We start from the raw sequence: 14276 nt of genomic DNA on the forward strand, positions 1-14276 counted from the left end.
CACGGCAACGACCCCACCCGCGACGACTTCGGCGCCCACGTCTTCACCAGCGCCCCCGGCGACCCCGACAACGAAGCCGCCACCCACTCCGCATACTGGGATCCCAACAACATCGCCCGCAAGAACATGGCCTACATCGTCACTGGCCAGACGGAGAAGCTGCGATGAGAACGCCCTGCCGCACCACGAGACCGATTCTGGCCGCGACCACTGCCGCCATGCTGGCGCTGGCGGGCTGCACCACGGAGGACGCCTTGCAACCCACCCCGACCCAGGCCCAGGCCAAAGCCCGGGTGGAACAGTTGGCCCGGCAGGCAGGCTCGGCCCTGCCCGGCGGCGCATCGCTCGAATACCACGACGGCAGCAACGAGTCGGCCTGCGACGACCCCACCGACGACGGGCCCGCCGGTCGCATCTTCATCGACCACCGCTACACGGTCGTCCCACCCGCCGACGACGGCTGGCGCCCCGACCAGGTGATTCCCACTCTCGTGCGGTTCTGGCAGGAGCAGAAATACCAGCTCCACGACGACCGCCGCACCGATCCGGACCCCAACTACGTCGTGGAGACCCCCGACGGCTACTACGTCGGCATCTGGGGTTACGACCGCGGCGACCACCTCGACTTCACCGTCAACCTCAGCTCACCCTGCATCTGGCAGAACGGCACACCAGATCCGCAGTAGGAGGCAACGGGAAGAGCCCGGGCCGGCCGCTGCGGTGGTCGACCTCGCCAATCGGCGAAGCCCAGGCCGATGACCTGGGCTTCTGTTCCGAGCCGCCTGTCGACGAACAGCGCTTCGAAACCGGCGTCCTCACCACCGACGCTGACCCGCACGGACAGGTCGAACCAGTCCTGTGCGCCGACGTCACCCTCGGCCGTACTCGTAAACGAGACGACCGGGGACTCTGGCGCTTCGACGTACTCCGGCACGTCGGCATCCGGTTTGAGCCGTACGACACCGCCGACCGCGACGTCACCCGACCAAGAACACGCCGCAACTTCCCGCGCCCTTGTCGCCCCCGATCCTCGCCAATCAAGGCATGCGTCGGTCAACCGCGATGAACACAGACGGTAGGTGAGGGAGGGCTGGCCGCCGCGGGCGGCCAGCACGCCAAGCCCTGGTAGCCCGGGACACACTCAGTAATGACCCCGGTCGGTCAGCATCGCCTGTAGATTCTGGGCCAGTACCGGCACGCCAGCCTTAGCGAGTGAGCTGGTCAGGTCGATCGCGGTCATCGGCGGTCGGCGTTTCTCGCCGGCCAACCGGACAACGGAGTTGAGGACCTCATTCGGCCAGGCGTCGAGCAGCTCGCACAGATAGTCGTCCGGCGTACACACCCGCACCCCGTGGGATGCCAGTTCGCCCGCCGGGAAGTCAGCGAGATTCCAGGTCACGATCGCAACGGCACGACCGGCGACGGCGGCGGCCATGTGCACCCGGTCGTCGGGGTCCTTCCCCGGCATCCGGTCGATCAGATGGACGTACGCATGCTCGAGCACCTCGCTGTCGCCGAAAAACTCACGGATCGCGGCCGTGATCGCAGCGGCCGAGGCAGCCGATCGGCGTTCGGCGCGCACGATGACCCGTTCCCACTCGGCCAGCAGTGCCTGTGTCCAGAGCACCTCGTGCACGCCGTCCTCGGTTAACGCCAGCATCAGGTCCATGACTGAGAACGGAAACAGCACATTGGTGTCGACGAAGACCCTGCTGGTCATTGAGAGCGCCGCGGGATCAGTAGGGGAGGTCGGCGGCTTGAACCGCGTCCGCGATACGTCTGCGACCCGCCCGGCGGCGTTCGCGCCGTGCCTGGAACTCCAGCACGTCCGCGAGACTCACCACTCGGTGCTTGCTGTCAGGCAGATGTTCTGACGGGATGTCGCCGGCGTCCAGCAATCGGGCCACGAACGGCCGGGACAACCCGAGCAGTTCCCCCACTTCGGCGGGGGTAAGGCGGACCTCGGTGGCAAGCACCGTGACGCCGTGGCCTTGCGACAACTGGCCCGCGGAGGCAACCAGCACCGCTACCAGGGACTCGGGCAACGGGATTTCCTCCCCGTCTGGCATCCGGAGTATGGCCTGGGAGGCCCCGGCTACTGCTCGACCGACCGCCTCCACGCGCTCACGATCATCCGAGGTCGGCTCGACACGAGTCGCCTCACCCAGAACGCTCGAACGCGCCATTTCAGCCTCCTCGAACCAGCCATATCCGAAACAACTGTAACCCATGACGACTCTGCTCCCCATACCCAGTCGCCGTCCGAACACGGTTCGGTGGCCGTCGACGACGACACTCGGACACGGATGCCATTAGGCGAGACCCGGCGGCAAATCGCTGGCAAGCCGTGCCGAGAGGTGCCGACCAAGACTGCTCGGTCAGCGGCGATCTTGCCCCAAGCTCGTGGGGATTTGATTCGCTGAAGGCAGTATCGAGGTGGTTTCGGGGGGGGGTGTGACTCAAATCTTCATCGATAAAAATCATGCCCTGACCTGCGTCTCCGCTGGTCAGGGCATCCTCTGAGCCGCCTGTCGGAATCGAACCGACGACCTACGCATTACGAGTGCGTCGCTCTGGCCGACTGAGCTAAGGCGGCAACGGTTGACCAGTGTACGGCATCGGTTGACCGTCCCGGGAGCCGAGGCGAACCTCGCCCCCGCCGCCCGGTCCGGCTGTCGTACCCCACCACTACTGTCGATGTGTGATCGAGGATCGAGACCAGCCGGCACATCCCGAGCCAGGCGAGGCCCAGTCGGCACCTGCCGAGTCAGGCGAGGCCCGGTCGGCACCTGCCGAGTCAGGCGAGGCCGATCATCCGCGCCACCGCCGACCTGCCAGCCTCGACCCGCGTGAGCTGGGGTTCACCCCACAGCGCCCGGTGGGGTGGCTTGCCCCGCTGGTGCTTCTCAACACGGGTTTGCGCGCGTTGCTCGCCATCCTGTTCGGCGCCTACCTGGACAAGCGCGAGCTGCAGAACGCTCTGGACGACGACGTGTTCGACGAGCGGGGCACCGATGGCGAGCTCTGGCTGGACTACGTGGCCGACCTCGGCGACGGCTTCCACGCGACCTATTCGGTGGCGTGGCTGCTGGCGCAGCACGAGCTGGAGGTGGAGGGTCGGCGACTCCCCCGCGGCCGGGTGCTGCTGATGGGCGGCGATCAGGTCTACCCGGTGGCGAGCGGCGACGCGTACGAGAATCGGACGAAGGGTCCCTACCGCGCGGCCCTGCCGGAGACCTCGCGGGCGCCGCACCCGACGTTGTTCGTGCTGCCCGGCAACCACGACTGGTACGACGGCCTCACCGCCTTCCTGCGCCTCTTCGCCCGGCGCAAGGACGGCCACATCGGCGGATGGCGCACGCCCCAGCGCCGGTCCTACTTCGCGGTCCGGCTGCCCTCGAACTGGTGGCTGTTCGCCATCGACGAGCAGTTCGACGCCTACATCGACGACCCGCAGTTGCGCTATTTCGAGAAGGCGGCGCACGATGTCGGGCCGGACGACCGCATCATCGTCATGACACCCTCGCCGACGTGGGTGAAGGCGGAGGCAGACCACCGTCCGGAGGCGTACGACGCGGTCGACTACTTCATTCGGACCATCCTCGCACCGACCGGGGCCCAGGTGCGGCTGTTGGTGTCCGGCGATCTGCACCACTACGCGCGGTTCTCCGGGGCGGATCGTGACCTGGTGACCTGCGGCGGCGGCGGGGCCTACCTTCTGGGCACGCACACCCTGCCGGACCGGCTCACCGTGCCACCGGAGGACACGCTGACCCGCCACGCGAGCCGGAGCCGACCGTACGATCTGGTGTCGCGCTTTCCGGATGCGGCGACCTCGCGACGGTTCGGGCGGGGCGTGTTTCTCAGGGTGCCGATGCGCAATCCCGGCTTCGCCGTCATGCTGGGCATCATCCACACCCTGACCATGCTGGCGTTGGCGGGCGCGATCAGCCAGGGCGGCAGCATTCAACGCCTGTTCAGCATCCCGCTGGTCCTCATGGTTACGTTGATCATGGCTGGCACGGTGCTGTTCGCCCAGCCTCCGGGGGCCAGCCGGGATGGGCATTCCCGGCATTGGATTCTCGGGTTGCTGCACGGCATCGCGCAGGTCGCGCTGGCGGCCGGCGGTGCCTGGGTCTGGCAGCAGCTACCGTTCCGCGATTGGTCGTGGCCCGCGCCCCTGGTCGTGTCGGCGGTGCTTTACCTGCCGGTCGTCGGCCTGCTCGCGGTGGAGTTGTGCGCGCTCTACCTTCTGGCGGCGAGCCACTTCAAGGTCAACGTCAACGAGTTGTACGCGGGTCAGAGCATCGAGGACGCGAAGAGCTTCCTGCGCATGCACATCGGCGCGGACGGCGTGCTGACGATCTACCCGCTCGGCATCGACACCATCTGCCGCCGATGGGCGGCCGACCCGGAGGGCGCCGAGGGGACGCCGTGGCTGAAGCCGGAGGAGCCGCTGCGGGTACGCCTCATCGAACCGCCGATCGCGAAGAAGTGAGCCGGCCCGGCCGCGGACGACATCGTTCAGCCGTAGCGTTCGTCGTGCGACTGCCGGGGGCCGCAGACCGAGGCACGGCTGCACGAGCAACGCGAGCCGTCGGCATCCATCCGAACGGTGACCGAATCCTTAGGGACGCTGTGTGCCACCACCCGACCGTCGCCGTCCGGGGTGCTGACCCGTGAGCCCACCGCGGGTGCCGAGGCCTGGAATTTCTGGTACAGCGGGTGTTCGTATTTCAGGCAACACATCAGGCGTCCGCACGCTCCGGAAATGCGCAAGGGGTTGAGCGGCAGATCCTGGTCCTTGGCCATGCGGATGGTGACCGGCTCGAAATCGGTCAGGAAGGTGGCGCAGCAGAGGTCCCGGCCGCAGGAGCCGATGCCGCCCTGCACCCGGGCGGAGTCGCGCGCCGACAGTTGCCGCAGCTCCACCCGGCACCGCAGGGTGGCGCCGAGGTCACGCACCAGGGAGCGGAAGTCGACGCGATGCGGCGCGGTGAAATAGATCGTGGTCCGGGCGGTGCCTGCCTCACCCCGTTCGAGGACGTGGTCGACGGCCACGATCTTCATGGGCAGCTCATGCGCCTTGATCAGCTTCTTGGCGGCGACCTTCGCCTCGGCCTTGCGTTTGCGCAGTTGGTCGTCGCGCTGCAGGTCGCGCTCTTCGGCAACGCCGGCCATGGCCGGGAAGCCGCTGGTGTCCTCGTCGACCCATTGCGCCGCCCAGACGCACTCCGCCACCTCGGGGCCGTCATCGGTCGGCACCAGCACGCGGTCGCCCACACCGGGACGGAACTCGCCGGGATCGAGGTAGTAGAGACGGCCGTACCGGTTGAAGCTGACCGCGCACAGCATGCCCATGCGGACACCCTACGACGGTGACGGCCGAGTGTGAAATATTGCCATTTGCCGACCTCGCCCGCTCGCCGACGCGGCGCGGACCCGCCGACGGCGGTCGCGCGGCCCGGGAAGGATCGCCGATCTTCCTCGTCCGCGCCGCAGGGATTGCGACGTTTCTCGCACCTAACGAAACGTTGTTCGTCGATTTGCCGGAATGTATCGGCCATCCGTCGGCCCGGAACGATTATCAGGCTGATCAATGTCTCCACCCGTGCGGTAACCACCGGCCATGCGGATTGATCCATTCGGTCACCCGCGACAAATCGCCGCCGGTAGCGTTGAGTATGTACAGACCTGCGGGGGGTGCAGGAGGTCACGGCGTCGCGTCCGGGCAACCGGTTGCCGGGATGCGGCGCCGTCACCATGCGACCCCGTCACCGCGTCATCGTGCGACCCCGTCACCGCGACCCCGTCACCCCGTCACCGCGTCAGGCGGTCGGCGCGGGCACCGCCGCGGCCAGGTCGGCCGACTCCCGGATCAGGCGTTCCGCGTCATCACACGCCATCGCGATGGCGTCGAGCACCCGCGCCGCCACCTCGGCAGCCGCCAGCGTCTCGGGCCGTGACGGCGGCTCGGCCGGTGCCGGCTCGGACAACGTGACCGCCTCGGCGGAACCGAGCACCCCGGCGAGCACGCCGGCCAGGACGGCCCGTGCATCGGTCATCCATCCGGCGATCGACTCGGCCAGGTCCGTGGTGGCCCGGAAGCGCCGATCCAGGCTGTCCGCACTCCCGCTGAGGTGCCGAACCATCCGGCGGCGCGCCTGCTCGTAGGAGGACGCCGCCGCACCCGCCCAGCCCTGGGGTGGGGGCACCGCGACGGCCGCCGCCGCGCAGGAGTGACCACCACTGCGGACCGCCGGCACGACCGCGGCGGCCTCGGCCGGGCGAAGCGCACCGATCGCATAAGCCGCGTCGCCGGGCAGCAGCCGCACCTGGCGCAGACGGGCCCACACGCGGTGGTCGGGCGGCGCGCCACCGGCGGCGAGCACTTCGTCGACGCGTCTCAGCAACGGCCCGGCGGTGGCCAGCACGGCGTCGAGGCGGTCCATCGTCATCCCTCGCGCTCGATGCGCCGGCCGACGGCTTCGTCGGTGGCCTCATAGTCCCGCTGCGTCTCACGCACCGCGGTGGCGAGGTCGGTCATCCGCTCCGCGACGTCCGTGGCCTCCCCGGCCCGCGCGGCGAGCACCGCACCATAGTGATCGTGCAGACGACGGCCGACCCGGCCGGGCAGGCCGCTCGAGTCCGCGCCGAACGCCGCTGCGGGCGGGATCAGCCCCGGAAGCGTGCGGCCGACGGCGGCGAGCTGGTCGGCCGTCGCATCGAGCTGCCCGGCGAGCATCTCCATCTCAGCCCTCCTCGATCGCCCGGAACGAGCCGAACACCTCGTCGTGCAGTTTCTCGCGGGCCCATCGCGCCGCCTCGGTCGCACTCACCACCACCGCCTGCACCTCCCGGGCGAGCTCCGCCGCCGTCCGATGGTGCAGCGTGCCGCGGATGCGCACGTCGGTGATCTCACCGGCCGCGGTGACCAGCACCTCGATCGAATCGTCCGGCGAGTGCACCGAGACGACGTGCTCGGCGACCGCCGAGTCGAACTGGGCACGCATCTGGTCGAGGCGCCGATATCGATCGATCGCCTCGTCGATCCACGCCTCGTCGATCTCGCGAGCCATCCGCAGGCCGCTCCTCACCGAAAGCACTGCCGTGGTTGCGTTACGGCACCGTACCGGCTGGGCGGGAGCGGCGCACCCCCGACCTTGTCGACTGTGGATAACGGCGTCGACTGTGGATGGTTCTCAGCCGCGCCAGAGGGCGAGCATCATCGCCTCCACCGCGATCCGCGGCTTGACGTTCTGATCGATCTCGTCCCGGCACCGCAACACCGCTTCCAACCGGCGCAGTGTGCTTTCCGGCGCCCAGCGGCCCGCCGCCGCACCGGACGTCTCGGCACTGTCCGCGTGCACCACCCGCACGGGCGCCCGAAGGGTGGTGACCAGCACGTCTCGATAGAAGGCGGCCAGGTCGACAAGGGCCCGGTCGAGGGCGTCCCGCTGCGCCCGGGTGGCCCGTGAACGCTGACGGCGTTCCAGCTCCTTGATCTGCCCGGCGGCGCCGCGCATGGCGCTCGCCGCGCCGCGTCCGGTGCCGCCGGCGCCGAGGGCCTGCTCCAGCGCGGCCCGCTCGGCGGCGTCGCTGTCCGCCACCGAGGCCACCGCCTCGGCCTCGGCGGCCTCGATGAGCGCCGACGCGGCGTCGTAGCAGGCGCCGACGCCGGTGAGCCGACGAGGCACCGCCAGCACGGCGTCGCGCCGCCCGCGGGCCTGCGGATCGCCGGCGAGCCGCTTCGCACGGCCCACATGACCCTGCGCGGCGGAAGCGGCCCAGGCGGCCATGTCGGGGGCGACACCGTCGCGCGTCATCAGCACCTGGGCGACAGCGTCGGCCGAAGGCTGCACGAGCGGCACCACGCGGCAGCGGGAACGGATCGTGACGCTGATGTCGTCCGGGTGCGTCGACGGCGCGCAGAGCAGGAAGACCGTGCGTGGCGGGGGCTCCTCGATGGCCTTGAGCAAGGCGTTACCCGCCGCCTCGGTGAGCCGGTCGGCGTCCGAGATCACCACGACCTGCCAGCGGCCGTTGGACGGCGCGGTGCCGGCCCGCAGCACCAGCGCGCGCATCTCACCGACGCTGATGGACAGCCCTTCCGGCACCACGAACCGGACGTCGGCGTGCGTGCCGCCGAGCACCGTGTGGCAGCCGTGGCAGACCCCGCAGCCGATGCCGTCCCGGTCGCATTGCAGTGCGGCGGCGAACGCGCGGGCGGCCACCGATCGCCCCGACCCGGGCGGACCGGTGAAGATCCACGAGTGTGTCATCGCTCCGGCGCTCTCCGCGGTGCCGGCCACCACCCGAGCGGCGGAGGCGGCGGCAGCCCGCAGCACGCGCACGGCCTCGCGCTGGCCGATCAGGTCGGCGAAGACGCCGTCCGCGGGGAGGGTTTCCGGATCGGTGGCGACGGACGGTTTCACGGCCGCCATTGTCGCTCGCTCACGGGCGGCGGCCAAACTCCCGATCGGTCGGATTCGACGCGGACCCGTCGGCCCGGTTCCCGGTCATCTCCTCCAGCACCTCGATCGGTTCGTCCGGAGTGGTGGCACCGTCCGGCGCCTTGGCCAGGTCGGGTGCGGCCAGGTCGGGTGCGGCCAGGTCGGGTGCCGCCAGGTCGGGTGCCGCCAGGTCCGGGCCGGGCGGCACCCCCGTGGCAGCGTCGGCCGGGTGCCCACGGTCGCGCTGCGAGAGCAGGCCGTCGACCCGCCGGGTCACCTCGGCGCCGATCTCCTCGGCGGTACGGGCGGCGTCCAGCACCAGATAGCGCTTGGGGTCGGCGGCGGCCAGGTCCAGGAAGGCGTAGCGCACCCGCTCGTGGAAGGAGCGGTGCTCGCCTTCCAGCCGGTCGACGCCCTCCCCCCGCGCGTCGACCCGGTCCATCCCGACGGCGGGATCGACGTCCAGGAGCACCACCAGGTCCGGCTTGAGTCCGCCGGTCGCCCACGATGACAGCCACGACACTTCCGGTACGGGCAAGGTGCGCCCGGCCCCCTGATAGGCCAGCGAGGAGTCGACATAGCGGTCGCTGATCACCACCGCACCGCGCGCCAGCGCCGGACGCACCACGGTGGCGACGTGGTGTGCGCGGTCCGCGGCGTACAGCAGCGCCTCGGCGCGCGGCGAGGGCACCCCGCCGTCCTCCGCCGGGGACAGCACCAGGCTGCGGATCCGCGCGCCGACGTCGGTGGCACCCGGTTCGCGGGTGACCACGACGTCGTGACCACCGCCGCGCAGCGCCTCGGCGAGCCGGGTGACCTGGGTGGATTTGCCCGCCCCCTCGCCGCCCTCGAAGACCACGAAGACCCCGTGCCGGGCGAACGGCTCGGCCGGTGACAACGGCCGCCCGCGGACCGACCCCCACAGGTCGGCCAGCACCGGCACACCGCGCTTGTCGTCCATCTGCCGGAACGCGCTGATGCCGCTCCACACCCCGAGGACGCCCGCCACCAGCAGCAGCACGCGGGTGGACGACACGTCCACCGAGAGACTTCCCAGGCCGACCGTGCGGGAACTGCCCAGACCGACCAGCACGCCGGCGATCGAGATGGCCAGCAGCAGGACCAGCCGGGCGCCGATCTGCACCACGGCGAAGACCCGGCCGCGTACCTCGTCGCCGACCTGGCCACCGAGGAGCGTGACGCCGGCCAGGAAGGCCATGCCGGCGCCCGCGCCCACGAACACCGCACCGAACAGCGCCATGGACAGGTGGAAGGCCACCGAGAGGAAACCGACGGCGCCGCTGGCGAGCACGATGCTCATGCCGAACCAGCGCCGCCGGGAGAGTTCCTTGACGATCATCGGGCCGAGGCCGATGCCCACCGCCAGGCCGATGAACAGGGTCGCGAAGAGCAGGTAGAACGCGGCGTCGCCGGCGCCGAGCGAGGCGGTGAAGAAGCGCGCCGTGCCGATCACGATGCCGGCGCCGGCGAAGGCGCCGAAGATGCCGAGCACCAGGCCGCGCACGAACGGCGTACGTCCGATGTACTGCCAGCCCTCGACGAACTGCCGGAACATGCTCTGCTCGGCGTTCTTCTGCCGGCGCTCGGTGCTCGTCGAGCTGATCTCCTTGATGCCGAAGAACACCACCGCTGCGGTCGCCGCGCGGGACAGGGCGTTGACGTAGAGCGCGATCTGCACCGGCTGCGCCCAGTAGGGCAGCCCGCCGATCGGCCCGCGCACCACCCCGTCCAGCGCGGCAAGCGCCAGCGCGGCCAGGATCGGCGTGATCCCGTACGTGGTGATCAGGGTGAGCTGGTTGGAGACCTCCAGCCGGGCCGGCGGGATGAGGTTGGGTACCGCGGCCTCCTTGGCGGGGATCCACATCAGGGTGATCGTCTCGCCCAGGAAGGTGGCCGCGACCGCCCAGGTGACGGTCAGCACACCGGAGTCGCTGACCAGCGCGACGGCCGGGATGGATCCATAGACGATGAAGCGGAGGATGTCGCAGACGACCATGGTGTAGCGACGGTCGAAGCGGTCCGCCATGACGCCGGCGATCGGCCCGAGCAGCAGCGCCGGGAGCAGGCGGATGGCGATCGTGCTGCTGAAGGCGCTGCCCTGCGCCACGCTCCCCTGCACCTGCTGGGAGGCGAACAACGCGGTGGCCAGGGTGCCGATCCAGTCGCCGAACGAGGCGACGCTGAGCACCAGCCAGAGCCGCCGGAACGGCCGGATGCGCAGCACCGACCGTAGGGCGGCCCCACCGGAGAGGTCGACCGGCCCGGAATCGGTACGCGGTGCGCTGGCTTCGCTGTCGATGGCGGATACCTCCCCGTGTGCACTACCGGGAGCACTGTAACCGTAGGCCGCTGCTCAACGGGTGTACGCACCATCGAGTGGCGAATAAGTGAAGGCATTTCGCATTGCTCGTCAAGGCGCTACGGTGCCGCTGTGATCGCCGAACGTATTGCGCTCCGTGAGCGGCTGGATCGCGCCACCGGGCATCTTGAGACGCCGGTGGCGGCGGTGGACCTGGCCGCCTTCGACGCGAACGCCACCGCCCTGGCCGCACGCTCGGCCGGAAAGCCGATCCGAGTGGCGAGCAAGTCGGTGCGCGTACGGGCATTGGTGGAACGCGTGCTGCGCCGGCCCGGATGGTCCGGGGTGATGGCGTACACCCTGCCGGAAGCGATCTGGCTCGTCCGGCGTGGCGTCAGCGACGACGTGCTGGTGGGATATCCGTCGGTGCATCGCGCCGCGTTCGCCGAGCTTGTCGCGGACCCGGACCTGGCCGCCACGATCACCGTCATGGTCGACCACCCGGCACATCTGGACCTGATCGACCAGGTCGCCGCCCCGGGCGGGCGTCCGGAGATCCGCGTCTGCCTGGAGTTGGACGCGTCTTGGCGTCCCGGCGGCCCGGTGCATGTCGGCGTGCGGCGTTCTCCGGTGCACTCCCCGGAACAGGCCGGCGCGCTGGCCCGCGGCATCGCCGCCCGGCCGGGGTTCCGCCTCGTCGCGGTGATGAGCTACGAGGCGCACATCGCGGGCGTCGGCGACATGCCGTCGGGCCAGGCCGTGCGCGGGCGGGCGATCCGCGCCATGCAGCGCCGTTCGAACGCCGAGCTGCTGGAGCGCAGGGCCGCCGCGGTGGCCGCCGTACGCGAACACGCCGATCTGGAATTCGTCAATGGCGGAGGCACGGGCAGCCTGGCACAGACCGCCGCCGACCCCGCGGTGACCGAGGTCGCGGCCGGATCCGGGCTCTTCGGGCCGACCCTGTTCGACCAGTACAGCGCCTGGCAGCCGACCCCGTCGGCGTTCTTCGCGTTGTCCGTGGTCCGGCGGCCCGCGCCGCGGATCGCCACCGTGCTCGGCGGCGGTTGGATCGCCTCCGGGCCGACCGGACCCTCCCGGCAGCCGACGCCGTGGCTGCCGTCCGGGCTGCGCTACCGGCGCGACGAGGGCGCCGGGGAGGTGCAGACGCCCCTGGTCGGCGCGGCGGCCGAGCAACTGCGCCCGGGCGACCGGGTGTGGTTCCGCCATGCCAAGGCGGGCGAGCTGTCTGAGCACGTCAACGAGGTACACCTGGTGGACGGTGCCAGCACCACACCCGTACCGACCTATCGCGGGGAAGGCCATGCCTTCCTCGGGTGAGCCGCTCCGCCGGCCCGTCACCCGACGCCGGCCGGGGTGGCCCGGCCGGGAGTCCCGGCCGGGCCCGGCATCAGGCGGACACGTGCCGGTGCAGGTACTCGCGGATCAGCGCCTTCGCTTCGACGATCACCGCTTCGTCGCCTGCCACGTCCCGGCGGAACGCCATCTTGATCAACGCGTCCGCGGCCTCCACCGAGATCAGCAACGCGAACCGCAGCCGGTCCCGGTCCAGCAGCCGGAACTGCTCGACCAAAAGCTCGGCGAGGCGTTCGGCGATGACCGCGTTGTTGTCCCGTTCGGCATCCAGCAGGTGCATGTCGACCACGTCGCCGAAGTGCAGCGTCCGGAATCCCGCCACGCTGCGATGCATGTGGATGTACACGTCGATCGCCGCGTCGACGCCGTCCCACCAGTGGGCGAACGTCTCGTTGGCGAACCGCGCGGACAGGCCCTGCAGATAGGCGTCCATGTTGCGCATGGCGAGCGCCTGCACGATGGCCCGCTTGTCCGGGAAGAACTGGTAGACCGAGCCGATGGCGACCTCGGCCCGCTCGGCCAGCAGCGTCGTGGTCAGTCCCTCGTACCCGACCTCATCAACCAGTTCCGCGCAGGCGTCGAGCATGCGCTGGACCCGGGCAACGCTTCTTCCCTGCACCGGAACGCGGCGCAGCGGCCCGGTGGTGACGGTTGGTGTCGACACGCGTCGCCACTCCCTCTCAGCAGTGATAATCGGAACGTTACTCGGATCAACGAGCGAGGAGCATCGACGGGACGCCGTGGTCACGCGGCATTCTCGACGTGCCATGACTGGCCGCTCGGCGGAAGGGTGAGCCCGGAATGACCAGTGACCGTCGCACTCCGGTCGGATCGCGCCGCTGGCGCAACTGGGGCGGCAATCAGGAAGCGATGTCCGCCGATGTCTTCGCTCCCGGCAGCGTCGACGACGTGGCGGCTCTCGTCAAACAGGCCGCCGGCTCCGGGCGGCGGATCAAGGCGGTAGGCAGCGGACATTCATTCACGGCGATCGCCGCGGCCGAAGATCAAAGACTGCAATTGCACCGCTTAGCGAGTCCTGTGGCTATTTCGCAGAAGGACCACCTTGTCACGGTTCAAGCGGGAATGCCGTTGTACGCGCTGAACACCCTGCTGGCCGCGCAAGGCATGGCCCTGCCGAACCTCGGAGACATCGACGCGCAGACCGTCGCCGGCGCCGTGTCGACCGGCACGCACGGCACCGGTGTCGGGTATTCGACTCTGGCCTCATGCGTGGAAGCGGTCACTCTTGTCACCGGATCGGGTGCCGTCGAGCGCATCACCGCCGACTCACCGCTGTTCCCGGCGGCTCGCCTCGGGCTCGGCGCGCTCGGCATCATGACCGAGGTGACCTTGCGCTGCGTGGACGCCTTCACGCTGCTCGCCGACGAACGCCCGATGGTCCTCGCCGACGTGCTGGCCGGGCTGGACGAGTTCCTCGCCGCCAACCGGCACGTCGAGTTCTACTGGTACCCGTACACGAACCGTGCCCAGCTCAAGCGCAACAACGTCGCACCGGATGACGACCGGCCGTTGTCCGCGTTCCGCGGCTGGCTCGACGACGAACTGCTGGCCAACACCGCTCTCCACGGCGCCTGCCTGGTCGGCCGGGCGGTCCCCGCTGCGGTGCCGGCCATCAACGCGGTGGCCGCGCGGGCGCTTACCGCACGGACCTACACGGCCCGGTCCGATCGGGTCTTCTGCACGCCTCGCCGGGTGCGCTTCACCGAGATGGAGTACGAAATCCCGCGGGAAGCCATGCCCGAGGTGCTCGCGGCGCTGCCGCGGATCATCGACGACCTGCCGTTCCAGGTGCAGTTCCCGGTCGAGGTGCGCTTCACCGGCCCAGACGACGTCTGGATGTCGCACGGGTACGGACGGGAGTCCGCCTACATCGCCGTGCACCAGTTCCGCGGCCGCCCGTACGAGCCGTACTTCCGCGCGGTCGAGCAGGTCTGCGCGCCGCTCGGCGGACGGCCGCACTGGGGCAAGATGCACTACCGCGACGCGGCGTCGCTGCGCGCGGCGTACCCGAAGTTCGACGACTTCCTCGCCGCCCGCGACCGGCTGGACCCGGAACGGACGTTCACCAACCCCTACCTGGACCGGGTCCTCGGCGCCTGAGCACCGCG

Annotated in this window: 13 protein-coding genes and 1 tRNA gene; 4 read left to right on the forward strand and 10 right to left on the reverse strand. The window is 70.2% G+C overall.

Annotation, left to right across the window (positions count from 1 at the left end; all coding sequences use genetic code 11):
• Positions 1 to 164 precede the first annotated feature (164 nt).
• Positions 165 to 686 carry a hypothetical protein gene (locus IEY73_RS16705; RefSeq protein WP_189080144.1) on the forward strand — a complete coding sequence of 174 codons (522 nt, stop codon included), beginning with the start codon at positions 165 to 167 and terminating at the stop codon, positions 684 to 686.
• 455 nt (positions 687 to 1141) lie between these two features.
• On the opposite strand, the gene IEY73_RS16710 is transcribed toward IEY73_RS16705, so the two are convergent.
• From IEY73_RS16710 to IEY73_RS16720, 3 genes are all read right to left on the reverse strand, one after another.
• Positions 1142 to 1720 (reverse strand): VapC50 family PIN domain-containing toxin, encoded by a 579-nt coding sequence (locus IEY73_RS16710; protein WP_189080145.1) that lies wholly within the window; start codon positions 1718 to 1720, stop codon positions 1142 to 1144.
• 16 nt (positions 1721 to 1736) lie between these two features.
• Positions 1737 to 2069, reverse strand: a complete 333-nt coding sequence (locus tag IEY73_RS16715) for a helix-turn-helix domain-containing protein (protein WP_229715887.1) — start codon at positions 2067 to 2069, stop codon at positions 1737 to 1739.
• A gap of 453 nt (positions 2070 to 2522) precedes the next feature.
• Positions 2523 to 2596 (reverse strand) — tRNA-Thr (locus tag IEY73_RS16720).
• Between the two features lie 105 nt (positions 2597 to 2701).
• On the opposite strand from IEY73_RS16720, the gene IEY73_RS16725 reads away from it, so the two are divergent.
• Positions 2702 to 4498, forward strand: a complete 1797-nt coding sequence (locus IEY73_RS16725; RefSeq protein WP_189080146.1) for a metallophosphoesterase family protein — start codon at positions 2702 to 2704, stop codon at positions 4496 to 4498.
• A 26-nt stretch (positions 4499 to 4524) separates the two neighbouring features.
• Here the strand turns inward: IEY73_RS16725 and IEY73_RS16730 are convergent, their stop codons facing one another.
• The 6 genes from IEY73_RS16730 to tmk all read right to left on the reverse strand — a co-directional run bounded on the left by IEY73_RS16730 (position 4525) and on the right by tmk (position 10662).
• Entirely contained in the window at positions 4525 to 5361 is an 837-nt protein-coding gene (locus IEY73_RS16730; RefSeq protein WP_189080147.1) for a PSP1 domain-containing protein, read from the reverse strand.
• A gap of 467 nt (positions 5362 to 5828) precedes the next feature.
• The gene (locus IEY73_RS16735) at positions 5829 to 6458 is read right to left on the reverse strand and encodes a hypothetical protein (RefSeq protein WP_229715888.1); all 630 of its coding nucleotides are present in this window, start codon (positions 6456 to 6458) and stop codon (positions 5829 to 5831) included.
• Positions 6455 to 6751 (reverse strand): type VII secretion target, encoded by a 297-nt coding sequence (locus IEY73_RS16740; protein ID WP_189080149.1) that lies wholly within the window; start codon positions 6749 to 6751, stop codon positions 6455 to 6457. The genes IEY73_RS16735 and IEY73_RS16740 overlap by 4 nt, the downstream gene beginning before the upstream one ends.
• Position 6752: 1 nt before the next feature.
• Positions 6753 to 7079 carry a YbaB/EbfC family nucleoid-associated protein gene (locus tag IEY73_RS16745; RefSeq protein WP_189080150.1) on the reverse strand — a complete coding sequence of 109 codons (327 nt, stop codon included), beginning with the start codon at positions 7077 to 7079 and terminating at the stop codon, positions 6753 to 6755.
• 123 nt (positions 7080 to 7202) lie between these two features.
• Entirely contained in the window at positions 7203 to 8435 is a 1233-nt protein-coding gene (locus IEY73_RS16750) for a DNA polymerase III subunit delta' (protein ID WP_229715889.1), read from the reverse strand.
• Positions 8436 to 8454: 19 nt separating this feature from the next.
• Positions 8455 to 10662, reverse strand: coding sequence for a dTMP kinase (gene tmk / locus IEY73_RS16755; RefSeq protein ID WP_189080256.1), 2208 nt, complete (start codon positions 10660 to 10662; stop codon positions 8455 to 8457).
• 243 nt (positions 10663 to 10905) lie between these two features.
• Here tmk and IEY73_RS16760 point away from each other — a divergent pair, with 243 nt between their 5' ends.
• Positions 10906 to 12111 (forward strand): amino acid deaminase/aldolase, encoded by a 1206-nt coding sequence (locus tag IEY73_RS16760; protein ID WP_189080152.1) that lies wholly within the window; start codon positions 10906 to 10908, stop codon positions 12109 to 12111.
• A 70-nt stretch (positions 12112 to 12181) separates the two neighbouring features.
• Here IEY73_RS16760 and IEY73_RS16765 read toward each other — a convergent pair whose 3' ends face one another.
• Positions 12182 to 12811, reverse strand: coding sequence for a TetR/AcrR family transcriptional regulator (locus IEY73_RS16765; protein ID WP_189080153.1), 630 nt, complete (start codon positions 12809 to 12811; stop codon positions 12182 to 12184).
• Between the two features lie 137 nt (positions 12812 to 12948).
• Here IEY73_RS16765 and IEY73_RS16770 point away from each other — a divergent pair, with 137 nt between their 5' ends.
• Positions 12949 to 14268 carry a D-arabinono-1,4-lactone oxidase gene (locus tag IEY73_RS16770; RefSeq protein WP_189080154.1) on the forward strand — a complete coding sequence of 440 codons (1320 nt, stop codon included), beginning with the start codon at positions 12949 to 12951 and terminating at the stop codon, positions 14266 to 14268.
• The last annotated feature ends 8 nt before the right edge of the window (positions 14269 to 14276 follow it).

Source organism: Mangrovihabitans endophyticus (assembly GCF_014646155.1).
GTDB classification, from domain to species: Bacteria; Actinomycetota; Actinomycetes; order Mycobacteriales; family Micromonosporaceae; genus Actinoplanes; species Actinoplanes endophyticus.